This window comes from Psychrobacter sp. van23A, assembly GCF_030845275.1.
In the GTDB taxonomy this organism is placed as follows: domain Bacteria; phylum Pseudomonadota; class Gammaproteobacteria; order Pseudomonadales; family Moraxellaceae; genus Psychrobacter; species Psychrobacter faecalis.
On the sequence record NZ_CP132595.1, the window covers coordinates 1,466,447 to 1,488,090 of the forward strand.

Consider the following 21,644-nt stretch of genomic DNA (forward strand, 5'->3'; position numbering starts at 1 on the left):
GCATCACCAATGATTCAGTCAATATAAAATATGCCATCATTATGCGGTATCACGCGCTACGTCTCATGCAGTGAATTGGCATTAACATATTCGTTTTTGTCATGTTGCTGATGGTTTTTGCTAAGATGTGGAATAGCTGGGGAATAAAAACGTAGAAACGTGGCAGAAAAAAACCACAAGCTCACTTTTAAGCTTGTGGCTGATGTGGATTCTAAATCTTATATTTACATGGATAGAGTTTAACGTACTGCCAAAGTCTACTCAAACTCACTTAGCATCTTAGTAATACGCGCATCTTTTTGTTGCCAAATGTCCTCGAGCCAATCAAACATCATTTTTTTAGTGGCTTCATCACGGTCATAGCCACCATCCATAATGGCCGCAAATAACTCGTCCGGTATGGTTAAGCGCGTCACATCGACGCCCAAGCGACGGATATTACCTTTCCATAAATCATCATAGTCAGGCGCACCGTCGGGATAGACGATAGTCATGTCTAAAATAGAATCCAATTCATCGCCTAACGCATTAAGCGCTAACGACAACCCGCCAGCGCGTGGTTTTAATAAATGCTCATAAGGTGAGCCTTGCTTATCATGTTTTTCTTTAGTAAAGCGCGTGCCTTCTAAATAGTTTAATAGCGCAAAAGGTTTGTTTTTTAATTGACGACAGGCGCGCTTTGCTTCTTCGATATCCTTACCTTTGAGGGCAGGATTTTTGGCAATCGCTTCTTTAGAGTGGCGGCGCATCATTGGGAAGTCTAAGAAATAAAAGGCTTGACCGATAACGGGAATATAAATCAAATTAAACTTGGTGAAAAACCTTGTTAGAGGCAGGGTGTCTTGGCTGATATATTGCACGATACTGGTATCGACCCACGACTGATGGTTACTGACCAAGAGATACTGCTTATCTTCGCTTAGATCATCGGGCAGGTTGATGCGCCAGTCTTTATGAGGTAATGCGTGGTCGATAACGGCATTATTAGTATTAATCCAATATTTGGTAATTGCAATTAAGGCATCATCGGTCAGTTTTGACCCAGTCAATACTTTCGCCGCGCCCATAGTCCAGACCGGTAGACCAACCAACGCACTATTGGCAGTGAGGACGCCAGTACCCGTCAGAAAAGAAGCCGCTCTGCCTACGACTGGCAGCTTATCGTGCAGTTTTTCATAGAATGAATCAATTTTTTTTATAAAGGGCATAACAACTATCCATATTGTTGAGGGTGGCAAAGCCATGATCGAGCTTGATGATAAATAGGCGCACAGGTAGCCGCAACGACGGGCAGCTTCGTCCATAGTTTAGCTTTAAAAGGTTGGCTTAACGTTTAATGTGATGTTGCGCCAGCTTTGAAGCTATAGAATACCTTAATGTTAGCCGATAAAACGTTAAGAAAACGTTATTTATGCAACTAAAAGGCTAGATAAGTGCCAGTTATTGGCTGATTAAAAATGTCTAACATAGCCTAACATTCACAGTTAGGTGACTATGTTAATCTAACCCAGATGTTATCAGATAGGAAAAGTTTCATTTACAATTTCTGTACACGACAAAATGCTCAAAGTCTCAAAGGTCAGGAGACAAATAACTTATTAGGACCTCAAACACGTCGATTGCCAGCAAAGAAATACTCACGCAAACCATCAATCAAAACATCCAAACCAATAGCAAACAAACTTTGCTGGGGTCGACCATGTTTCTTAAGCTTTCGTCTTTTAGGGTGCTGCTGTACAGTTTTAATCCCAATGCGATATGACCAACAAAATGCTAGCGCACAAACCGCCACTAACTTACGATCCAACTGTGTAAGATGCGTATCTTCAAGATTAAACCCTCGTCCTTTAAAACAAGAAAACAAGGTTTCAATGCGTCTGCTATAAAGAGCCATAGCATCCGTATGATCTAAATTGTTGGTCGCTATGATGACATAATCGTTGTCAGCATCACGCTTAAATAGACGAACTTTAACGCCATATACGGGAACAACTCTGGCTAACATAAACGTTTCATGAGGGGATAGATGACAATGTCTTTATTTGTACCAATTTACCCTGATGATTGGCTACTAGGTGTTGTGTTTGATGCGAATGCAAAACTTTATTTGCTCTTTATTTAGCCATTGAAACCACTCTTTGCCAACAAACTCTCTATCGGCTAATACATACTGTATTTTGTCAAAGGTGTTGATGAACTTTGTATGAGCTCACATCTCTCATTACTATTGCTGTTACCTTTTTTATCAAGTAGGGTCAGTATAAGGGAATAGCGATTCCTTGATGAACAACGCTGAGCAAAAGATGTTGTTCTAATTTCCAGTTGGTTCTGTCTATGCTGATGATGACTTCGTCTAAGTCAAAGAGTTGATAGATGAATTTGGCTAACTGGTCTTGGTCTATGTCAACTTGTGCAAAGAAGCGTTGTAGCCGTCTGTAATTACTATTTGTCCTACCTTTGACAAATCCTCTTGCTATTTGTTTGAGGTTACTACTTTGTACTTGTATTATCGCTAGAGTAATTAAGGCTAAACACGTCAATCTTGCCTTGTTCATGGTTAGGTTTTGCGATAATATATTTATGAGCTGATTAAGGTTTGGCATAGTGTGGTTAGTAAGAAAAATTACTATTATGCCTTGTCCTTAGTCATTTTTTGTGTCGTGTACAGAGATTTACAATATAAAAAACAAGGATGAACATGATGAAATTACAAGACAGGGTGGCTATTATATTTGGCGGTACCTCAGGACTAGGCGAAGCGACTGCAAAAGCGTATGCCGACGAAGGGGCAAAGGTTGTCGTCACGGGTCGCGATGAAGAAGACGGCAAACGTATTGTCAAAGACATAACCGATAAAGGTCAAGACGCTCTCTTTGTGCATGCCGATGTGACCAAAAAAGCAGAGATTGAAGCGGTGGTCGATAAAGCCTTAGAAGCTTATGGTCAAATTGACATTTTATATAATGGTGCGGGCATCCACGACGCTTATGATAATGCCGTCGAGTTAGAAGAAGACTTATACGATAAATTGATGGCAATTAATGTCAAAGCGCCATACCTCGCCTCAAAAGCGGTGATTCCGCACTTTATCAAGCAAGGACGTGGAGTTATCATCAATGTTGGCTCGCAAGCGACGCAAATGGCAGGACCCGGCGGTTCCGCTTATGTGACTTCCAAGCATGCGGTGTTAGGATTTACCAAACAATTGGCATTTGATTTTGGCAGTCAAGGGATCAAAGTAAATATTCTATCACCGGGCTTTATCGAAACGCCTATGACCGATGGTATTGATGATGAGCGCTTAAATCGTATACCAGCTAAGCGTGCTGGCAAGCCCGAAGAGATTGCAGCGCTCGCGGTATTTTTGGCGTCTGATGACTCAAACTATATGCATGGCTCGAACGTCTTTATGGATGGTGGCTGGGTTCTCGGTCGTAAATAACGTTCTAAAAAGCTATAAGCTATCGAAATTAAAAAAGCCCTTTCATTTAAAAGGGCTTTTTACATTCAAACATAGTGATTTCTTAAGTCAGGAATATTATAACTGCGTGTGCAAACCGCACTCACGGCTCTCTTCAACCTTCGTCGGATCAAAGTAATCAAACTCATTTGGTAGATTATGCTCTTCAAGATACACGTCTAAATCAGCATCAGTTTTTTCAAATAACGGCGCTACTTTTAACACGCCATCTTTTGATAAGCTAAGCACATCAAGACCTTGGCGGAATTCAGTTTGATCTTTACGAATGGCGTTAAACCAGACATCAGGTTTTAGCTCATCTAACGCACGGCGAAATGGCTCAAGTTTTACTTGATCAGTGAATTCATCATGTTGCGGATTATCAATGCCTGGGATACCGTTCATGGTTGCGTCACGATAGGCAGCGGTTTGTTTAGGAATATAAGTGATGACGTTTAAGTTCAAATCACGGATAACTTTATTGGCAAATTGATAGGTCGCATCGGTGTTATAGCCAGAATCTACCCACAATACCGTGATGTCAGGGCGCTGTTTAGCAACCAAATGCAAAATCGCTGACTCATATGGGCGGAAATTGGTGGTAATAATTGGGTTTTTCGCTTGGGTCAGTGCCCATGCGACGATTTCTTCTGGTGATTTACCTTTTAATTTTTGGTTGGCTTGATCGATATCTAAGTTTGGGTGTAATTGGCTCATGATGGATTCCTTAAGGGTAAAAAAATATATAAATGATTGATAATAAATAGGGTGGTAAATATGAATATTAAGCACCAGCAAACATCGGTAAGTCGGCGGCGTTACGACCGTCATAACTACTGGCAAGTGCATTAAATGCTTGGCTGATATCAGAGATAGACTGCAGGTCATGCGCGCTTATCACAAAACTGTCTGCGCCTGCGCGTAGCAGATAGGCGATTTGATCGCGACCAAACTTGCCAGCCATACGAATCTCGCCTTGATAGCCCATTTGGCGTAAGGTTTGGGCGTAACTAAAACCGCGTCCGTCAGTGAAAGCGGGGACGTGAATCACAATCAAATCTTGCTGTAATAAAAACTCTGGAATACGCGTCAGCACTTCGGTATCGCTATCTGATGTCACCCAGACACCGGTACGGCTAATATGCTTGGCTAACAATTCACGTACTTGTTGTAATAGTCCGCCTGCAATATTGCCTTTAGCATCTAATAAATCAGCAAGCGGTAAAACGATTTCAAGTTTTTCTTGTTTTTGCAGCAGCTCTAGCAGTGATATATCGGTCAGGGTAATACCATCAGGCAGCTCATTGGTGCTAAGCGCAAGCCAAGTGTCAGTCTCACTGATATCGGTGCCATCGTTATTGAACACATGATGATTAGCCATAGACCTTCTCCTTAAAAGGAGCAATACCAATACGGTCAACTAAATCACCAAAGCCTTCGACATCATTGTCATTACTGACGCGCTGCTCAAGGTAGACGTCGATTATCTTTTGTATCGTTGTTGCTACGGCATCGGTTGGTACAGCCTTGCCCAATATCTTACCGAGTTTGGCGTCGTTGCTAGAGTTGCCGCCGAGGCTGATTTGATACCAGTATTCACCTTTTTTATCGACCCCAAGGATACCGATATCGCCGGTATGGTGATGGGCGCAGGCATTCATACAGCCAGACATATTGAGGCGAATCTCACCTAAGTCATAAAGGTAGTCGAGATCATCAAACTGCTTTTCGATTTGCTCAGCGATATTGTGGGTTGTGGCATTGGCAAGCGAGCAAAAATCCCAGCCTGGGCAGACGATCATATCGGTTAGGGTATTGATATTTGGACGGGCCAAATGTAGCGCCGCCAGCTGCTGCCATAATTCGTACAAGCGATTGGTTTGTACATCGGCAAAGACCAGATTTTGCTGATAAGTACCGCGCAGCTCGCCAAAGCTATGTTCGTCAGCGAGGTCGGCGAGGGCGTCCATTTGCGACTCAGTAATATCACCTGACGGTACGTAGCGTCCGTCGACCAAGCCCGCTTTTAACGAAATGACCACCGCGCGGTAGCCTGCGATTTTATGCGCCACGGTATTTTGCTGATACCAATTGGCAAAGTCTTTATCAGCCTCTAGTTGCTGCTGCAAGTCCGACTGTACCTGTAGCGCATCAAAGCTGAGATAATCAGGCTCAGTAAAATAGCTGCTGGCCTTGTCAAAGTTGGCATCGGTCAAGGTCAACGGCCCATCTTTGATATTGGCTTCCCATTCGGCATCGACCAATTTGGCAAACGCAGGGCCGCCCATGCTATCGACCAATATCTTGATACGCGCTTTGAATTTATTGTCGCGGCGACCATGCAGATTATAGACACGCAAAATCGCATCTAAATAGCTGAGCAGATGCTGGCGTGGTAAAAATGTATTAATGGTTTTGCCAATCACGGGCGTACGCCCAAGACCGCCACCAACTATCACTTCAAAGCCAAGCTCGCCTGCGTCATTTTTCTTTAAATGCAGTCCGATATCATGCACCTGCGTTGCCGCGCGGTCTTTTGCCGTACCGATGACGGCAATTTTAAATTTACGCGGTAAAAAAGCAAATTCCGGATGAAAGGTTGACCACTGGCGAATAATCTCGCAATAAGGACGCGGATCGGCGATCTCTTCTTTATGAATACCCGCATAAGGGTCGGTGGTGGTATTACGGATACAGTTGCCCGAGGTTTGGATAGAATGCATTTGCACCGATGCCAATTCGGCCAAAATATCTGGCACTTCTTCAAGTTTTGGCCAGTTCAGCTGCATATTGGTACGGGTGGTAAAGTGGCCGTAACCTTTATCATATTTACGGGTAATCTCAGCCAATTTGCGTAATTGATAGGTTGCCAGCAAGCCATATGGCACGGCGATACGTAGCATCGGTGCATAGCGCTGGATATACAGCCCGTTTTGTAAACGCAGCGGTAAAAACTGCTCTTCTGGCAGTTCACCTGCCAAAAACCGCTCGGTTTGGTCGCGAAACTGGGCGACTCGTTCCTCTACCAAGGTTTGGTCAGCGTAATTATATTGATACATGACGTAATCTCAATTTTGTTTTTAACTTAAAAAGCCGCGACGAAAATGATTTGCGTGTGATCGCTTGTATTGCCAATCGCAAGGTAAACAATTCAGAGTCACATCATATAAGCTTAAACCCATAAACATAAATTCCTTTAAGACATATCCATATCCAAACACAGCATAAATTTTCATAACCAAAGTTAGGTAGCCTATATTTATCAAATTTAAGCGCTCATTCTCCTGACCAACTATCTCTCAATTTCATTATTAAGGTTTTAAAAATGACATCTACCAATCCCAATCTTTCCTCATCAAAACTTGTTCCGCCGCACGGCAGTAGCGAGCTAAAACCATTACTATTAAAAGGTGAGGCGCGCAAGCAAGCATTAAATCTTGCCAGCACGTTGCCGACGATTACCTTAAGCTCTCGTGAGCGCGGCGATTTGATTATGCTTGGGATTGGTGGCTTTACCCCGTTAAATGGTTTTATGAATCAGGCAGATTGGCAAGGCGTCGTGGATAATATGCGCCTGCAAAGCGGCGACAATGTTGGCTTGTTTTGGCCGATTCCCATTACCTTATCAGCGCCTAAAGCGACTGCCGATAACTTAAACCAAGGTGATAAAGTCGCGTTAGTGGCGCAAGATGGTGAGGTTATGGGTATCTTGACGGTAGAAGAAACTTATACCATTGATAAAGCCCATGAGTGTCAGCAAGTCTTTACCACTACCGATAGCGAGCATCCGGGCGTACAGCAAGTACTTAACCAGGGTGAGGTAAACATCGCAGGTAGTGTTGAAGTACTAAGCGAAGGTGAGTTCCCAACCTTATACCCAGAGATTTATAAGACGCCTGCTGAAACTCGCGAAATTTTAGACGCCAAAGGCTGGAAAACCGTTGCTGCCTTTCAAACGCGTAATCCGATGCACCGCTCGCACGAATACCTTGCCAAGATTGCTATCGAGATTTGTGACGGCGTATTGATTCATTCACTACTCGGCGCGCTAAAACCGGGCGACATCCCAGCTGAAGTGCGCCAAGAAGCAATCAAGACCTTGATTGATAATTACTTTAGAGCAGACACCGTTATTCAAGCCGGTTATCCGCTCGACATGCGTTATGCAGGACCACGTGAGGCATTGCTACATGCGGTATTCCGTCAAAACTACGGCTGTAGTCATCTGATTGTTGGTCGTGACCATGCGGGCGTTGGTGATTATTATGGCGCGTTTGATGCGCAAACCATCTTTGAATATGTTGGTAAAGACGACTTGATTACCCAGCCGCTAAAAATTGGCTGGACATTTTGGTGTAATGCTTGTAATGCCATGGCTTCTGATAAAACCTGCCCGCATGAAGCATCTGAGCATGTCAAAGTATCAGGCACCAAGCTACGTAAAGCGCTATCAGAAGACGAGGAAATCCCAGATAACTTTAGCCGTCCAGAAGTGCTACAGATTTTGCGTGACTACTACGCCGGTATCGCAAAAGAGGAACGTGCTGAGGTGAAATTGGTCGGTGCTTCTGCAGTATAAGAACCTTAATATTTAAAAAAGATAATGCGCAATAAAAAAGGTGTCAGAATAAATATCTGGCACCTTTTTTCTTATCTCATTTTATTATCTAAAATGGGCAATTAAAGCTATTAATTGAGCGCTAAATCACCCTTAAGCTTTTGATACTCGCCAACGAATGAGGCTCCACCCGAACAAAAATAATTCAGCGCGTACTTATCTTGGCTATCAATGGTCAACGCATCATCTTTAAACTGGAAAAAGGCGGTACTGTCATTGACCTTAGTTTGAAAAATGACACCGTGCGCCTCGTCTTGTCCCATTAATGTCGCTTTACCATCGAAGTGACAAGTTGGTTTTTTCACATCACCACGCGCTCGTACCTTAATATCAATTTGCTCGCCATTGTCTGCGCCGTCAGCTCTTATCATCACACCCACCCAATCATAGCCTTGGGCACGCTTGGCATAACCGTCAGAGGCGTAATCGCCAACGACCGTCTGCACCGCTGGTGTGACAGCAGCGTTTGGTTGCTGAATCGTTTGGTTATTAACGCTTGGCGTTACGTTATTACAGCCACTTAAGGCCAATAAAGCGATAGAGGTCGTTAAAATACCTACAAAAAAGCGTGACTGACGGGCATGACGAGGTGGAGACTTGATCATTGCATTACCTTTAATAAAGGGGTTAGTAAACAGGAAATAAGTGAAAGCGGATGGGCTAAGTTTTATCAGTGCATCGCCTGATATACAACAAGCTAAGGGATAATATCGACTCTATAGAGGCTCGTCTAGAGCCTAAGTAATACCGTAACTTACTCAAAAGTGTCTGCTTATCACAAAACTGCAAAAATACCGAGGAAAGACAAGCACTTTAGAATAACTAATAAAATTACTTATGCCAAGTTAATCACTCGATAAGCGTATTTGTCACTAAGCAATTGTCTCACAGGCTGTTAGCATATTGCTCATTATCCATAGAACCGAATTTCGAAATGCAAGGTTTTTATCCCTATTATTAGAGAACAACGTTCCTATCGAGAGCAAATATGCAGCCAAATAAAAAGAGCGGCCAAAAAACACCTCACAAGCATATCAATGCGCGTGCTTCTTTCGCCATTCAACCTAAAAGCATCGGCAAAGTGCTCACCAATCGCTTTAGTTTTACCGTCAATCTTACCAGCAGTTTTGGTCTTGGTAGTGTGCTTGCAGCGGCGGTACTGATCACAGGCTGCAACCCTACCGAAGCCAACCAAAATGACGCCGCAAACGAGGCAAAAAATATTGATTTATTAAATGTGTCTTATGATGTCTCACGCGACTTTTATAAAGACTACAACCCGTTGTTTAATGCAAATTATCAGCAAAAACACCCAAATATCAAGGTGAATATCAACCAATCGCACGGCGGCTCGAGCAAACAAGCGCTGGCGGTCGCCAATGGCTTGCAGGCGGACGTCGTTACTTTAAACCAAGAAAGCGATATGAATTTGCTGGTTGAAAAAGGCTTGGTTGCTAGCGATTGGCAACAGGCATTGCCAAACAATGCCGTGCCTTATACCAGTACCATGGTGCTCTTAGTTCGTGCGGGCAACCCAAAAGGCATCAAAGACTGGTCAGATTTGGCGCGTAACGATATTGCCGTAGTATTGCCAAATCCCAAGACCAGTGGCACGGCGCGTTATGCCTTTTTGGGCGCTTATGGCTACGGCTTACATCATTTTAAAGAAAAGGTGCAAAGCCCCGCCAAAACCGATACTTTTATCAAAAAACTACTGGCAAACGTCGTCACCTATGACAATGGCGCGCGCGCTGCCACCACGACCTTTACCCAGCGCGGTCTTGGTGATGTTTTAATCACCACCGAAAACGAAGCGTATCTGGCTGCTAAGCAGTTCGCGAAGGGAAAAGTCGATATCGTGTATCCAAGTTACTCGATTGTGATTGCCAACCCTGTGGCTGTGGTGAAAACCGTAACCGATAAAAAAGGCACCACCGCCGCGGCAAATGACTATTTAACAGGCCTATGGTCGACGCCCGCACAAGAGCTGATGGCACAGATGTATATGCGCCCTAGTAATACCAAGGTGCTTGCCGCACACAGCAAGACCTTACCTGAAATTGCAACCTTTGAGCCTGTGGCGGTATTTGGTGATTGGGAAAGCATCATGGCGACGTTCTTTGTCGATGGCGGGCGTTTTGATCAGCTGGCGAGAGTGAAGTAGAGCTGGGTTTTGCATAGTTATAAGCAATATTCATTAGCGAATAATAAAAGCGTAAAGGCAATTTAAGAAATTTCTCGTTTAAGTGTTTGATAAGGCTATATTTTAATCATCATTACTTCATTATTCCATTTTGGCAATAACATACGCATATTCATCATTAAACATAATAAGCTGGCGCTGTTAGCATACTTGCATCATTTAATGAATATCATCTAACAGACACCTTTGAGGGATTTATGAAAGACGCAGCAGGCTATCAACAAAGAAGTAAAACACTTAACGTCTTGAGCATTGCAGGCGTTGCATTGACCTTGGGTCTTGCGGGCTGTAGCAATAACGAAAAGACAGAAACGACTGCTAATGCAGAAGGCACGCCAGCTGCCGCAGAAGGACAAAACATCGAACTGCTAAACGTCTCTTATGATGTGGCACGTGATTTTTATAAAGACTACAACCCATTATTCGTTGAGCACTATAAAAGCGAGAATCCTAACAGCAATATCTTAATCAAGCAATCGCACGGCGGCTCAAGTAAGCAAGCCCTGTCGGTGGCTAATGGTTTACAAGCCGATGTGGCGACCATGAACCAAGGCTCTGATATCGAATTACTTGAGCAAAAGGCTTGGTTGAGGCTGATTGGGAAAGCAAATTCCCAGACAACGCCGTACCTTTCACCAGTACCATCGTATTTTTGGTGCGTAAAGACAATCCAAAAGGCATTAATGATTGGCAAGACTTGACCAAAGAAGGCGTTGAGATTGTCATGGCCAACCCAAAAGTCACGGGTAATGGTCGTTATGCCTTTTTAGGCGCTTATGGTTATGGTTTGCATGCCTTTAATAAAGATGAAACTAAGGCCAAAAACTACGTCAAAGACATGCTGAAAAACGTCAAAGTCTATGAGAATGGCGGACGTGCAGCGACGACGACGTTTGTTCAGCGCGGTATCGGTGATGTCTTGGTCACCTTTGAAAATGAGGCCAACTTGGCTGCCAAAGATTTTGGTGCAGGGCAAGTCGATATTGTTTATCCAAAATACTCTATCAAGTCTGAAAGCCCAGTCGCTGTTGTGAAAACCGTGACTGACAAAAAGGGCACCACCGATGCGGCAAAAGCCTATCTTGATTACTTATGGAGCGAGCCTGCACAGCAATTGGCAGCTAACTTATATCTTCGCCCAAGCGTGAAGAGTGTGCTTGATAAAAACAGCGATAAGTTGCCACCTATCGATACTTTCCGTCCAAACGATGCCTTTGGTACGTGGGATGAAATCATGAGCACTTACTTTAGCGATGGCGGCGTGTTCGATCAGTTAGCCATTAATGCACCAAAGTAAGCCGCTAGTACGCTGACTGATTGTGCTATTTAGAAATTTTCTTAAATAGCATTTAAACCGTCAGTTTTACCATAACGTCCAAGCACCTAAAGGACATGGCTACCCACGCTATGTCCTTTATCGCTTACACAGACCCATAATAAATACATTAAATACATCTGATAGCACGTGGTGCTTACAAGCAGAAAATAAGCGCCAGCAGTTAGGCAATAGGACATCACTATGAGTGCAACAACTTCTCCTGCCAGCAAACCCATCAAGAAAGGGTGGCTGACGCGCTTGCGTCAACGCAATGTGCTACCAGGGTTTGGGCTAAGCATGGGCATCACCGTCTTTAGCTTATCGTTACTGGTGGTGCTACCGTTTGCCATGATGGCCTATACCACGACACAAATGGGCTGGACGGGTTTTTGGGAAACCATTACTCAGCCGCAAGTCACTGCTGCTATCAAACTCAGTTTATGGATGTCGTTTTTGGCGATGCTAACCAACATGGTGTTTGGTACGCTGGTCGCTTGGGTGCTGGTGCGCTATGAATTTTGGGGTAAGTCGCTGATTAATGCCTTGGTTGATTTGCCATTTGCACTACCGACAGCGGTTACCGGTATCTCGCTTGCGACTCTTTATGCACCCAATGGTTTAATCGGCCAGTGGTTTGCCAAATTTGACATCCAAGTCGCCTTTACGCCACTCGGTATTTGGCTCGCTTTAGTGGTCGTCAGCTTTCCGTTTATCGTCCGTGCGGTGCAGCCAGTGCTTGCAGAATTGTCCGTTGAATTCGAAGAAGCGGCGGCGGTATTGGGTGCCAATCGTTTAACGACCTTTCGTAAGGTAATTTTGCCAGAGCTATTGCCGGCTTTACTGATGGGCGCGGGTATGATGTTTGCCCGTGCCACTGGCGAGTATGGCTCGGTGATTTTTATTGCTGGTAATATTCCGATGCAGTCTGAGATTTTACCTTTAATCATTATTAGTAAGCTTGAGCAGTTTGATGTGCAAGGCGCATCCGCTGTCGCACTGTTTATGCTACTGATTTCGTTTGTGATTTTATTGACCATTAACATCGTACAGTGGAAGCTGTCGCGCCGCGTAGGAGCCCGCTAATGCAAATTTCTAATAGCTACGACTACCAAAGCAATCCAGCGACCAAAGACACGCCGTGGATACGCCGTACTTTTATCGCTATTGCTGTGTTGTTTATGGTGGCGATGTTGGTGGTGCCACTTTTAGCAGTGTTCTATGAAGCCTTTAAAAACGGTTGGCAGCTTTATATAGCTTCCCTGGTTGACCCTGAAGCTTTGCAGGCAATTAAGCTAACCTTAATTACTGCCGCTATCGTGTTGCCGATTAATATGGTGATGGGTATTGCAATAGCTTGGCTTGTGACCCGTTATCAATTTAAAGGTAAACAGCTGGTAACCACCTTGCTTGATTTACCATTTTCGGTATCTCCGGTGGTGGCAGGTTTGATGTTTGTGCTGCTATTTGGTCTAAACTCTAGCATCGGTGGCTGGCTTGAGAGCATGGGCTTTCAGGTGATTTACGCCGTACCAGGGATTATTTTAGCGACGTTATTTGTGACCTTTCCGTTTGTGGCGCGTGAGCTCATACCCTTGATGCAGACCCAAGGCGATAGTGAAGAGCAAGCGGCATTAACCTTGGGCGCTAGCGGTTGGCAGACCTTTTGGCATGTGACACTGCCTAATATCAAGTGGGCGCTGCTGTATGGTTTGATTTTGACCAATGCGCGGGCGATGGGCGAGTTTGGCGCGGTAAGCGTGGTATCTGGCCATATCCGCGGCGAAACCAACACCATGCCACTATTGGTTGAGATTGCTTATAACGATTATAACTTTACCGCCGCCTTTGCCTTATCGAGCTTACTGGCTGCCTTGGCGCTGGTAACGCTATTGATACAACAAGTGATGACCAAGCTGCAAGAGCGCAAATTCGCCAAGTCTGAGCGTCTAGCAAGTGCGCCTGAATTGCCAGTGAGTGCCAACGCTCACAATGCTAACAACGCTGGCAATGCTAGCAATACGTCAAACACTAAAGGTGCTAAGAAAGCGTCAGATACGGATGCCACTTTAGCGAAAAGCACAGGCAATTTATAAGCGCTATTTTATAAATCTATCAGCAAGAAAGGCATCTGCTAAGCCAAAAATATAATAAGAGAACCCATTATGAGTATCGAGATTCGCAACGTTAATAAAAAATTCGGTAACTTTACCGCCTTAGATGATATCAATATCACTGTACCAACGGGCAAGTTGACGACGTTGCTTGGTCCGTCAGGCTGCGGTAAAACCACTTTGCTGCGTATCATTGCAGGTTTAGAATACGCGGACTCTGGGCAGATATTATTTGATGAGCTCGATGTCACCAATACACCAGTGCAAAAGCGCCATATTGGTTTTATGTTTCAGCACTATGCGTTATTTCGCCACAAAAACATCGCCGATAATGTCGGCTTTGGCTTAACCTTGCTACCGAAGAATGAGCGCCCAAGTAAAGCGGATATCAATAAGCGCGTTGCTGAATTGCTAGACCTAGTACAGTTGCCGCAAGTTGCCAATGCTTATCCGCATCAATTATCAGGTGGTCAGCGTCAGCGTATCGCGCTGGCACGAGCCTTGGCAGTAAAGCCAAAACTATTATTACTCGATGAGCCGTTTGGCGCGCTAGATGCCAAAGTCCGTAAAGAGCTGCGCACTTGGCTAAAAAATATCCACCACGAGCTGGGTATTACGAGCATTATGGTAACCCACGACCAAGAAGAGGCGCGGGCGGTATCGGATGAGATTGTGGTGATGAATCAGGGCCGCGTCGAGCAGGTAGGGACGTCAGAGGAGCTGATTCACCAGCCAACAAACGCCTTTGTCAGTGATTTTTTAGACCTAGTCTAATTTAGGCTTAAAGGCGTATTTATATTAAGGGCGTATTTTAAAACAACGCTTAAAAACAAAAAAGACCTATCAATGATAGGTCTTTTTTATGTGCTCAATTATTTGTCATTAGACTTTCTCAATCTGCTTTTTTTGACATTAAGCAGGCTTTGGCATATTGATGTCTTTAGTTGATATTTGCTTATAGGTGATTTCTAAAATATCTTGGCACCATTTTGGCAAATCATCAGACACCTCGTACCACATCCACGTCCCATCACGAACACAGCTTAAAATGCCCAGTTTTTTCAAATGATTTAAGTGACGCGAGATGGTCGGCTGCGGCTGATCGAGTATTTCTACCAATTCACCAACACAGCGCGACTCTTTATTAAATAAGATTTGAAAAATTTTTAAGCGCGTTGGGTCAGACAAGACTTTAAATAACTCAAGCGGCTGTATCGTAGAATTATTATTAGACATAGAACAATTCCAATATAGATTTAGTTAATAGGGGGTCAATATAACAGCAGTTAACGGTAAAAACGATTAAAAAATGAGCAGATTTACAGTTCGTCGCCATTTTACTACCTTTGGTACTTTGTGGTTACACCTAAGACTGTATTCAGTTACATGGATAAAGTTAGGGTAATATATCTTTTAGCTGTACCTAATATGACGGATAAATATACTAAATACTATTGTAAATGGTAATAATTATCGTTATTATAAAGCATAATTAGCTAGATATTCATAGTAGGAGCCGCACATGTACGTATGTATCTGTAACGACGTCAAAGACAAACAAATCAAAGCTGCCATTGCTTCAGGCATTGACACATTAGAGGGGTTAAAAGACACCCTTGATGTAGCGACGTGCTGTGGCTGCTGCGAACCTATGGTCAACGACTTTCTTGACGAACATCATGCCAAGCTTGATGCGTTGGCCTACGCAGTTTAAGAAACAGTTTAAGCATTTGCTTGTATCCACTTCTATTGCCAATCCGTTCAAATCCCGTTTCTGCTTTCCCTCTATCTGTAGTGTTTTAGCCGCCAATTCGCCTTTATCCGCGTTCAAATCATCTTTTTATGGTTATTTATGGTTAAAAGCCATCACCATGAAAGACGATAAGTAACTCAAAAGGCGAGTGCGGCTATCCTTTATCTCTGTTTGCCTTCATAAATCACCTATTAAGATTACTCGCTAAACGCTATCGGTGTAAGCGAGTTAATTATAATTCTCAATTAGCATCTTATTCTTAGTTCATATCGTTACAAGCGCTACGGCGTGCCTATGCTACTATATCTATCTAACTTTGTAAGACGTTTGATGGGTTTTAATCTTTACTGATTAGTTTACGAATGGTACTTTAACTATATTTATTATTGTGAATGTATTAGTAGCCAAATAAAAACATAGGAGTATGAGTCATGATAGGCAGCCAAAAGGTCATTGATTATTTAAATTTTTTATTAGGTGGCGAGCTTGCGGCTCGTGATCAGTACTTCATTCATTCTGAGATGTATGCAGAATGGCATTACGGTAAATTATACGACCGTATCCACCATGAGATGCAAGATGAAACGCAGCACGCGCAGGCGATTATCCGCCGTATCTTGATGTTAAGCGGTACGCCGAAGATGCGCGTCAATGAGATTAATATTGGCGCAACGGTACCTGAAATGCTGCAATTGGACCTGGACTTAGAATATCAAGTACAGCAGCATCTAAAAGACGGTATTGCGCTTTGTGAAGCAGAGCACGATTATGTGACGCGTGAGATGTTGGTTGAGCAGCTCAAAGACACCGAAGAAGATCATGCCCATTGGTTAGAGCAGCAGCTGCGCCTGATTGATATGGTTGGTCTGCCCAATTATTTACAAAGCCAGATGGCGGAAGTGTCTCCTGATATTGTTTAGTATTTTATATATTAAGCAGTTTTCACGAATATTAAATTGATAAACGAATAAGCAGGACAGGGAGAACAGCATGAAAGGGGATAAAGAAGTTATTCGCGCACTCAATCAAGTGCTCGGTCAGTCATTAATCGCCATCAATCAGTATTTTTTGCACGCCCGTATTGCCCGTCATTGGGGTTTAGAGGCATTAAACGAAAATTTCTATAAGCAATCTATTGCAGAGATGAAATGGTCGGATGACCTTATTGCGCGTATTTTATTGTTAGGCGGTCTGCCAAACCTGCAAGATTACGGCAAAATGTTCATCGCAGAAGATGTGCCTGAAATGATTGACTGCAACTTGCGCTTAGAAAAGCAGAAGCTCTCTATCATAACTGATGCAATTACCTTGTGCGAGAGCAAGCATGACTATGTCTCGCGTCATTTATTGGTTATCCTAAAAGATGGCAATGAAGAGTATCAAGACTGGCTTGAAACCCAAGAGGACTTGATTAAAGACGTTGGCATTGAAAATTATATTCAGTCACAAATGGATGATGACCACACGCCTTAAAGTTATAAGAATTGCCGTTACTTGCCAGCGTATCCTAAGATAAGTTTTAGATTAACTGATTTTAGGTTACGCTGGCGTTTTTATATTTAATGCTTTTTTAATGTTTGTTGCTTTTAGAGATAAGTATCTTTCAATACCAATAACTTAATATAAGCCACGACCGTCTTCAGGTTTGAGGCGTAAAAAGTATAAACCTGAAAGGATAGTTAAAATACCCAGTATCCAATAGGTGGTCTGAAAGGCGACCAAGGTATCAAGCTCGAAGCGTTCCCGCAGTAGATTCAAGACCGCCGCCCCAAAAGCGATGCCAAAGCTAATCGCCAATTGCTGATTGACCGCCATTAAGCTGTTACCGCTACTGGTCTGCGCGCCCTCTAAATCACCGATAGTAATGGTATTCATGGCACTAAACTGCATGGAATTACAGGCACCCATGACGGTCAAAATAGGGATAAACCAAATCCAATTTGCCGCATCATTAAACTGCGCTAAGACAATAATAAGCAGGCCTATCAAAAAGGTATTGGCCACCAACACCTTGCGGTAGCTAAAACGCTGAATAATTTTACTGACCCAAGGCTTGATACCGATTGCACCAACGGCAATAGGTGCAAGCAGCCAACCCGCTTGCGACGGTGAGTATTCAAACACCACCTGTAGTAATAGCGGCAATAAAAAAGGCACGGCGCTGATGCCTAAACGGGTGAATAAGTTGCCAGTAATACCGATACGAAAAGTGCGAATATTAAATAAACTTAGTGGAAATAATGGCGCTGCACGGCGTTTGGCATGCCACACATACGCGCCTATCAAGATACTAGCGCCGAGTGCGAGTAGCAAACCGTAAAACCCACGCCCAGTCTGTGAGCCAAACTCGACCGCCAAAGTAAATCCGCAAGCGGCGGCAGCAAATAAAGCAAAACCCGTCCAGTCTAAACGCTTGGTGTCCTCAAACAAAGCAGGTACCAGCTTTTTACCCATGATAAAACCAAATATACCCATCGGGATATTGATGAGAAATATCCAATGCCAGCTGGTATATTGCACGATATAACCGCCCAATACTGGTCCAACTAGGGGCGCGATTAACGCGGGTATCACCGCAAAGTTCATCACGGTTAATAGCTTATTACGCGGATAAGATTTGACCAATATGAGACGCGCCACAGGGGTCATCATCGCGCCGCCAATACCTTGGATGACGCGCGAACCAATCAATAAATTCAACGTTGGGGAGGCGGCACACAATAGTGAGCCGATACAAAAGATGATTACAGCATATAAAAACACCCGCCGCGTGCCATATTTATCAGCCAAAAAGCCGCTTATAGGAATAAAAATCGCCAAGGTTAGCGCATAGCTAATAACCGCCCACTGCATTTTTAATGGTGACTCGCCAAGGGCTTGCGCCATTTGCGGCAAAGAGGTGTTTAAGATGGTAGCATCTAAAATCTGCATAAATAGCGCCACCGCCAAGACATAGGGTAGGTATTTATCTTGCGTTGGGGTTAGGGTTACCATATTGTCATCACCATGTCTTTTGACCTCATCTTTTGACTTCTGTTGTTAAGCCTATCTCTAAAAAGCTGTTAAGTTGGGCTAGTATAAAAATAACCGCCTATGAGTTAAAGAGTAGCAAAGTAACGGTGTAAGCTCATTCATAAGAAGTGTGTTCTCAAACGCTTTGATACTCGTGCTCGTTACTTTTAAAAATGGGTTACAAGACAGGGCTTTAACTAAAGATTTGCTATAGTAGAATTATCATATAGGACGACGTGAGACTAATATAAATCTTTTGCCGCCTCAGTCTCGCTTTGGCTCTGTTTTATACAACAAAAAAAATAGGAATTATTATGAGTAGTGACAATCATCAATCAAACAATGACGAAAATAATGACACTCAAAACAACCATACCAAAGCCTATACGCCGCCTAAAGTATGGAAAAACGACAGCGAAAATGGTGGTAAGTTCGCCAGTATCAATCGCCCAACAGCTGGCGCGCGCCATGAGCAAAAATTACCGGTCGGCGATGCACCTTTACAGCTGTATTCACTAAATACCCCGAATGGCGTCAAGGTAAATATCTTGTTAGAGGAGCTTGCCGAGCTGAATGTTAAAGGCGCTGAGTACGACGCCTACAAAATAGATATCTCTGCGGGCGATCAATTTGGCTCAGGGTTTGTCGCTATCAACCCCAATTCTAAAATTCCGGCGCTGGTTGATTATACTGATGCTTTAAATGATAAAAATGCTGGCGAGCCTATTGCGCTTTTTGAGTCGGGGGCTATTTTATTATATTTAGCGGAAAAGTTTGGCAAATTTATCCCGATGCAGCAAGGTAAAGCGCGCGCAGATTGTCTGTCTTGGCTGATGTGGCAGATGGGTAGTGCGCCGTTTTTAGGTGGCGGTTTTGGGCATTTCTACGCCTATGCGCCCGAACCGCTAGAGTATCCTATCAATCGCTATACGATGGAGACCAAACGCCAGCTTGATGTGCTAGATAGGCACCTCAAAGACCACGAGTATATGTGCGGTAATGATGAGGCGGACTATAATATCGCTGATATGATTATCTGGGCGTGGTACGGTCAGCTGGTGCTTGGCAAGCTTTATGATGCGGCAGAATTTTTACAAGTAGATGATTACAAAAACATCAAACGTTGGGCACAAAAAATCGCCGACCGTCCAGCGGTAAAACGCGCCGTAGATTTAGAATTAAAGCCTATTGTTTAAAGATTTAACTTTATCAGTTTATATTTAAATAGTCGTAGCAAAACATAAGTTTTCATAAAAAGGTTAATAAGCCATTGTTTGTTAACCTTTTGCTTTTTTAATATCCGTTATTCCAAATATATTTATCGGTATATCGCTCTTTGACTATACTTTCGTCTTTACATAATGGTACATTAGCATAACAGATAGAAACATTAGTACGTTAAGATAGCAGCCACCGCCTTCTTGGGCAGGTGTTGATACTTCTTCTATTAATGAGTAATGACTATGAAGAATAATAAAACTCAGCCTATACTACTACCTTTATTCAACGAGATGGTTTTTCTACCTTTACCATTCACTCGTCAATCGCCAAGCGCATGTAGTCTGCTAACAGACAATGCTCCTAGCAAAAACAACCCGCATAGAAAAAACATTTTGATAAAAATAAAAAAGTTGCCTTTATTCATGACAAAAAAAATGATATTACCGTTATTTGCTGCCCTTAGCGCCGCTTTATTGAGTTCCGTGACGCAGGCTGCCACGCCTGTAAGCTTTAGTAATCAAGATTGGGAAGTCGCTTGCGACAATACGCGTACTTGCCGGCTGGCAGGTTACCAAGCGGAGAATAATAGCGATTTACCTGTGTCTTTACTATTGGTACGCCGCGCAGGAGCAAACGCTACCGTCGATGGCAAAGTAAAGCTTGGCGGCGCTAAAGAAAGCTCTGCTAAAGCGCTGATGCAGCTTGGTAATCGCCATCGTATCTCACTGTTTATTAATGATAGAGATTATGGAGAAACCAAGCCTTACTCAGTAGCCGCAGGTCATGCCGAGCTAACCTCAGCGCAGGTGAGCGCGCTGCTTGATGCCTTGACCAAATCAAGCAAAATTGAGCTAGTGATTCGCAATACGCGCTGGCAGTTATCGGATAAAGGCGCCAGTGCAGTGATGCTCAAAGCCGACGAAGCTCAAGGCCGGGTAGGGACCTCAAGCGCTTTTATTAGCAATAACACCAGTAAATCTAATAGTGGCATCTTATCGCCGCAAGCCGCTCCTTCACTACGACTGGTCACTCCTAATCCTAAAGCCATCTCTAGTAGTAAGAAAAAATTTGCCATGCGCTCGTCGCAGTTGGCAGAGATGATGAAAACCACCATGAAAGATGTCAACACTGAATGTCCAAACTTAGCGGATAAGACAGCGTGGCGCGTCAGCCGTTTAAACAGTAAGCAGCTGCTCGCCCAGCATGATTGTTGGACGAGCGCTTATAACACGGGTACGGGTGTTTGGGTATTCAATGACACTAAGCCTTATAAGCCGAGCTTGGTGACGACAAGCGCGACCGATTATAGCGATGGTAAAATAACCTCGGTGCAAAAAGGCCGCGGGCTTGGGGACTGCCTAACTAAAAGTGAGTGGATCTGGACAGGCAGAGCGTTTGAGAAAAGTCATGAAAGCACCACAGGTATGTGCCGGCTGATAGAGGCGGGCGGCGCTTGGCAATTGCCAACCTATGTAACGGAAGTGAAAATGTCACGTTAATAGCGCGTATGTTAGAAATTATTACATTAAAGATAAAAGCGTTCAAGCGGCTGTATTAAAGACTGGCGCAGCGGTTTTTAAGCCTAAATTGTTTGAGATCTGACCTATTTTTATCATAAACAGAAAAATAGGTACTGTTTGCGCTTATGTTGTGCTATACTGCGTCGCCACGTTAGCATAGACTAGCGTGAATTATGAGATTGATAACATCGCCTGCGATTTTGGGTCTAGGATGACCATAAGTAATTGTTGCCGATGATTTTGTGTACTTAAATAACCTTTTCTATTAATAGTGAAAAATCCGTTATTTTTGACTCATATCTTATCTACTGACCGCTATATCGGTTAGATTGGTTGTTGCCAGCCTTTATCTGCTTTGGACAAAGCATTGATAATGCGCTTTTAGCAAACAAGGATAAGACACTCGGCACTACCACCAAAATACGTCA

20 protein-coding genes and 1 pseudogene are annotated in these 21,644 nt (G+C 43.6%); 12 read left to right on the top strand and 9 right to left on the bottom strand.

What is annotated here, in order from left to right; all coding sequences use genetic code 11:
* Positions 1-257: 257 nt before the first annotated feature.
* From RAH45_RS06270 to RAH45_RS13755, 3 genes are all read right to left on the bottom strand, one after another.
* Positions 258-1,208, bottom strand: a complete 951-nt coding sequence (locus tag RAH45_RS06270) for a 1-acylglycerol-3-phosphate O-acyltransferase, YihG family (RefSeq protein WP_198327796.1) — start codon at positions 1,206-1,208, stop codon at positions 258-260.
* Between the two features lie 398 nt (positions 1,209-1,606).
* Positions 1,607-2,005, bottom strand: coding sequence for a hypothetical protein (locus RAH45_RS06275; RefSeq protein ID WP_306495853.1), 399 nt, complete (start codon positions 2,003-2,005; stop codon positions 1,607-1,609).
* 66 nt (positions 2,006-2,071) lie between these two features.
* Entirely contained in the window at positions 2,072-2,194 is a 123-nt protein-coding gene (locus RAH45_RS13755) for a transposase (RefSeq protein WP_373429188.1), read from the bottom strand.
* 504 nt (positions 2,195-2,698) lie between these two features.
* On the opposite strand from RAH45_RS13755, the gene RAH45_RS06280 reads away from it, so the two are divergent.
* Positions 2,699-3,442 carry an SDR family NAD(P)-dependent oxidoreductase gene (locus RAH45_RS06280; protein WP_198327795.1) on the top strand — a complete coding sequence of 248 codons (744 nt, stop codon included), beginning with the start codon at positions 2,699-2,701 and terminating at the stop codon, positions 3,440-3,442.
* A 96-nt stretch (positions 3,443-3,538) separates the two neighbouring features.
* Here the strand turns inward: RAH45_RS06280 and RAH45_RS06285 are convergent, their stop codons facing one another.
* From RAH45_RS06285 to RAH45_RS06295, 3 genes are all read right to left on the bottom strand, one after another.
* On the bottom strand, positions 3,539-4,177 hold the full coding sequence (locus RAH45_RS06285) for a phosphoadenosine phosphosulfate reductase domain-containing protein (RefSeq protein WP_198327794.1): 639 nt from the start codon (positions 4,175-4,177) through the stop codon (positions 3,539-3,541).
* Between the two features lie 67 nt (positions 4,178-4,244).
* Positions 4,245-4,841, bottom strand: coding sequence for a DUF934 domain-containing protein (locus RAH45_RS06290; RefSeq protein WP_198327793.1), 597 nt, complete (start codon positions 4,839-4,841; stop codon positions 4,245-4,247).
* Positions 4,834-6,519, bottom strand: a complete 1,686-nt coding sequence (locus RAH45_RS06295; RefSeq protein ID WP_193030465.1) for a nitrite/sulfite reductase — start codon at positions 6,517-6,519, stop codon at positions 4,834-4,836. The genes RAH45_RS06290 and RAH45_RS06295 overlap by 8 nt, the downstream gene beginning before the upstream one ends.
* Positions 6,520-6,785: 266 nt before the next feature.
* Between RAH45_RS06295 and sat the strand changes: the two genes are divergently transcribed.
* Complete coding sequence (gene sat, locus RAH45_RS06300; protein ID WP_306495855.1) at positions 6,786-8,039, top strand: sulfate adenylyltransferase; 1,254 nt, start codon at positions 6,786-6,788, stop codon at positions 8,037-8,039.
* A 110-nt stretch (positions 8,040-8,149) separates the two neighbouring features.
* On the opposite strand, the gene RAH45_RS06305 is transcribed toward sat, so the two are convergent.
* On the bottom strand, positions 8,150-8,683 hold the full coding sequence (locus RAH45_RS06305) for a hypothetical protein (protein WP_306495856.1): 534 nt from the start codon (positions 8,681-8,683) through the stop codon (positions 8,150-8,152).
* 383 nt (positions 8,684-9,066) lie between these two features.
* Between RAH45_RS06305 and RAH45_RS06310 the strand changes: the two genes are divergently transcribed.
* The 5 genes and pseudogenes from RAH45_RS06310 to RAH45_RS06330 all read left to right on the top strand — a co-directional run bounded on the left by RAH45_RS06310 (position 9,067) and on the right by RAH45_RS06330 (position 14,484).
* Entirely contained in the window at positions 9,067-10,242 is a 1,176-nt protein-coding gene (locus RAH45_RS06310; protein WP_306495857.1) for a sulfate ABC transporter substrate-binding protein, read from the top strand.
* 236 nt (positions 10,243-10,478) lie between these two features.
* Positions 10,479-11,578, top strand: a pseudogene (locus RAH45_RS06315) (sulfate ABC transporter substrate-binding protein).
* Between the two features lie 222 nt (positions 11,579-11,800).
* Entirely contained in the window at positions 11,801-12,682 is an 882-nt protein-coding gene (cysT, locus tag RAH45_RS06320) for a sulfate ABC transporter permease subunit CysT (protein WP_068405497.1), read from the top strand.
* Positions 12,682-13,692 (top strand): sulfate ABC transporter permease subunit CysW, encoded by a 1,011-nt coding sequence (gene cysW, locus RAH45_RS06325; RefSeq protein ID WP_144296176.1) that lies wholly within the window; start codon positions 12,682-12,684, stop codon positions 13,690-13,692. Before cysT ends, cysW begins: the two co-directional genes overlap by 1 nt.
* A gap of 69 nt (positions 13,693-13,761) precedes the next feature.
* Entirely contained in the window at positions 13,762-14,484 is a 723-nt protein-coding gene (locus RAH45_RS06330; protein ID WP_306495859.1) for a sulfate/molybdate ABC transporter ATP-binding protein, read from the top strand.
* Positions 14,485-14,622: 138 nt separating this feature from the next.
* On the opposite strand, the gene RAH45_RS06335 is transcribed toward RAH45_RS06330, so the two are convergent.
* Positions 14,623-14,946 (bottom strand): ArsR/SmtB family transcription factor, encoded by a 324-nt coding sequence (locus tag RAH45_RS06335; RefSeq protein ID WP_144296175.1) that lies wholly within the window; start codon positions 14,944-14,946, stop codon positions 14,623-14,625.
* Between the two features lie 286 nt (positions 14,947-15,232).
* Here RAH45_RS06335 and RAH45_RS06340 point away from each other — a divergent pair, with 286 nt between their 5' ends.
* The 3 genes from RAH45_RS06340 to bfr (RAH45_RS06350) all read left to right on the top strand — a co-directional run bounded on the left by RAH45_RS06340 (position 15,233) and on the right by bfr (RAH45_RS06350) (position 16,936).
* Positions 15,233-15,424, top strand: coding sequence for a (2Fe-2S)-binding protein (locus RAH45_RS06340; RefSeq protein ID WP_068405488.1), 192 nt, complete (start codon positions 15,233-15,235; stop codon positions 15,422-15,424).
* Between the two features lie 470 nt (positions 15,425-15,894).
* Positions 15,895-16,383 (top strand): bacterioferritin, encoded by a 489-nt coding sequence (bfr, locus tag RAH45_RS06345; RefSeq protein WP_068405485.1) that lies wholly within the window; start codon positions 15,895-15,897, stop codon positions 16,381-16,383.
* A gap of 70 nt (positions 16,384-16,453) precedes the next feature.
* Positions 16,454-16,936 carry a bacterioferritin gene (gene bfr, locus RAH45_RS06350; RefSeq protein WP_306495861.1) on the top strand — a complete coding sequence of 161 codons (483 nt, stop codon included), beginning with the start codon at positions 16,454-16,456 and terminating at the stop codon, positions 16,934-16,936.
* A 144-nt stretch (positions 16,937-17,080) separates the two neighbouring features.
* Here the strand turns inward: bfr (RAH45_RS06350) and RAH45_RS06355 are convergent, their stop codons facing one another.
* A complete protein-coding gene (locus RAH45_RS06355; protein WP_068405478.1) occupies positions 17,081-18,457 on the bottom strand; it encodes a DHA2 family efflux MFS transporter permease subunit in 1,377 nt (458 codons plus the stop codon).
* Between the two features lie 332 nt (positions 18,458-18,789).
* Here RAH45_RS06355 and yghU point away from each other — a divergent pair, with 332 nt between their 5' ends.
* Complete coding sequence (gene yghU / locus RAH45_RS06360; RefSeq protein ID WP_068405475.1) at positions 18,790-19,671, top strand: glutathione-dependent disulfide-bond oxidoreductase; 882 nt, start codon at positions 18,790-18,792, stop codon at positions 19,669-19,671.
* Positions 19,672-20,118: 447 nt separating this feature from the next.
* Positions 20,119-21,195, top strand: coding sequence for a DUF1176 domain-containing protein (locus tag RAH45_RS06365; RefSeq protein ID WP_306495862.1), 1,077 nt, complete (start codon positions 20,119-20,121; stop codon positions 21,193-21,195).
* Positions 21,196-21,644 lie beyond the last annotated feature (449 nt).

What these genes read in the sequence shown, in the direction of transcription:
- RAH45_RS06270 (WP_198327796.1), bottom strand. Translation starts at nt 1,208, where the DNA reads ATGCCCTTTATAAAAAAAATTGATTCATTCTATGAAAAACTGCACGAT.
- RAH45_RS06275 (WP_306495853.1), bottom strand. Translation starts at nt 2,005, where the DNA reads ATGTTAGCCAGAGTTGTTCCCGTATATGGCGTTAAAGTTCGTCTATTT.
- RAH45_RS06280 (WP_198327795.1), top strand. Translation starts at nt 2,699, where the DNA reads ATGATGAAATTACAAGACAGGGTGGCTATTATATTTGGCGGTACCTCA.
- RAH45_RS06285 (WP_198327794.1), bottom strand. Translation starts at nt 4,177, where the DNA reads ATGAGCCAATTACACCCAAACTTAGATATCGATCAAGCCAACCAAAAA.
- RAH45_RS06290 (WP_198327793.1), bottom strand. Translation starts at nt 4,841, where the DNA reads ATGGCTAATCATCATGTGTTCAATAACGATGGCACCGATATCAGTGAG.
- RAH45_RS06295 (WP_193030465.1), bottom strand. Translation starts at nt 6,519, where the DNA reads ATGTATCAATATAATTACGCTGACCAAACCTTGGTAGAGGAACGAGTC.
- sat (WP_306495855.1), top strand. Translation starts at nt 6,786, where the DNA reads ATGACATCTACCAATCCCAATCTTTCCTCATCAAAACTTGTTCCGCCG.
- RAH45_RS06305 (WP_306495856.1), bottom strand. Translation starts at nt 8,683, where the DNA reads ATGATCAAGTCTCCACCTCGTCATGCCCGTCAGTCACGCTTTTTTGTA.
- RAH45_RS06310 (WP_306495857.1), top strand. Translation starts at nt 9,067, where the DNA reads ATGCAGCCAAATAAAAAGAGCGGCCAAAAAACACCTCACAAGCATATC.
- cysT (WP_068405497.1), top strand. Translation starts at nt 11,801, where the DNA reads ATGAGTGCAACAACTTCTCCTGCCAGCAAACCCATCAAGAAAGGGTGG.
- cysW (WP_144296176.1), top strand. Translation starts at nt 12,682, where the DNA reads ATGCAAATTTCTAATAGCTACGACTACCAAAGCAATCCAGCGACCAAA.
- RAH45_RS06330 (WP_306495859.1), top strand. Translation starts at nt 13,762, where the DNA reads ATGAGTATCGAGATTCGCAACGTTAATAAAAAATTCGGTAACTTTACC.
- RAH45_RS06335 (WP_144296175.1), bottom strand. Translation starts at nt 14,946, where the DNA reads ATGTCTAATAATAATTCTACGATACAGCCGCTTGAGTTATTTAAAGTC.
- RAH45_RS06340 (WP_068405488.1), top strand. Translation starts at nt 15,233, where the DNA reads ATGTACGTATGTATCTGTAACGACGTCAAAGACAAACAAATCAAAGCT.
- bfr (WP_068405485.1), top strand. Translation starts at nt 15,895, where the DNA reads ATGATAGGCAGCCAAAAGGTCATTGATTATTTAAATTTTTTATTAGGT.
- bfr (WP_306495861.1), top strand. Translation starts at nt 16,454, where the DNA reads ATGAAAGGGGATAAAGAAGTTATTCGCGCACTCAATCAAGTGCTCGGT.
- RAH45_RS06355 (WP_068405478.1), bottom strand. Translation starts at nt 18,457, where the DNA reads ATGGTAACCCTAACCCCAACGCAAGATAAATACCTACCCTATGTCTTG.
- yghU (WP_068405475.1), top strand. Translation starts at nt 18,790, where the DNA reads ATGAGTAGTGACAATCATCAATCAAACAATGACGAAAATAATGACACT.
- RAH45_RS06365 (WP_306495862.1), top strand. Translation starts at nt 20,119, where the DNA reads ATGACAAAAAAAATGATATTACCGTTATTTGCTGCCCTTAGCGCCGCT.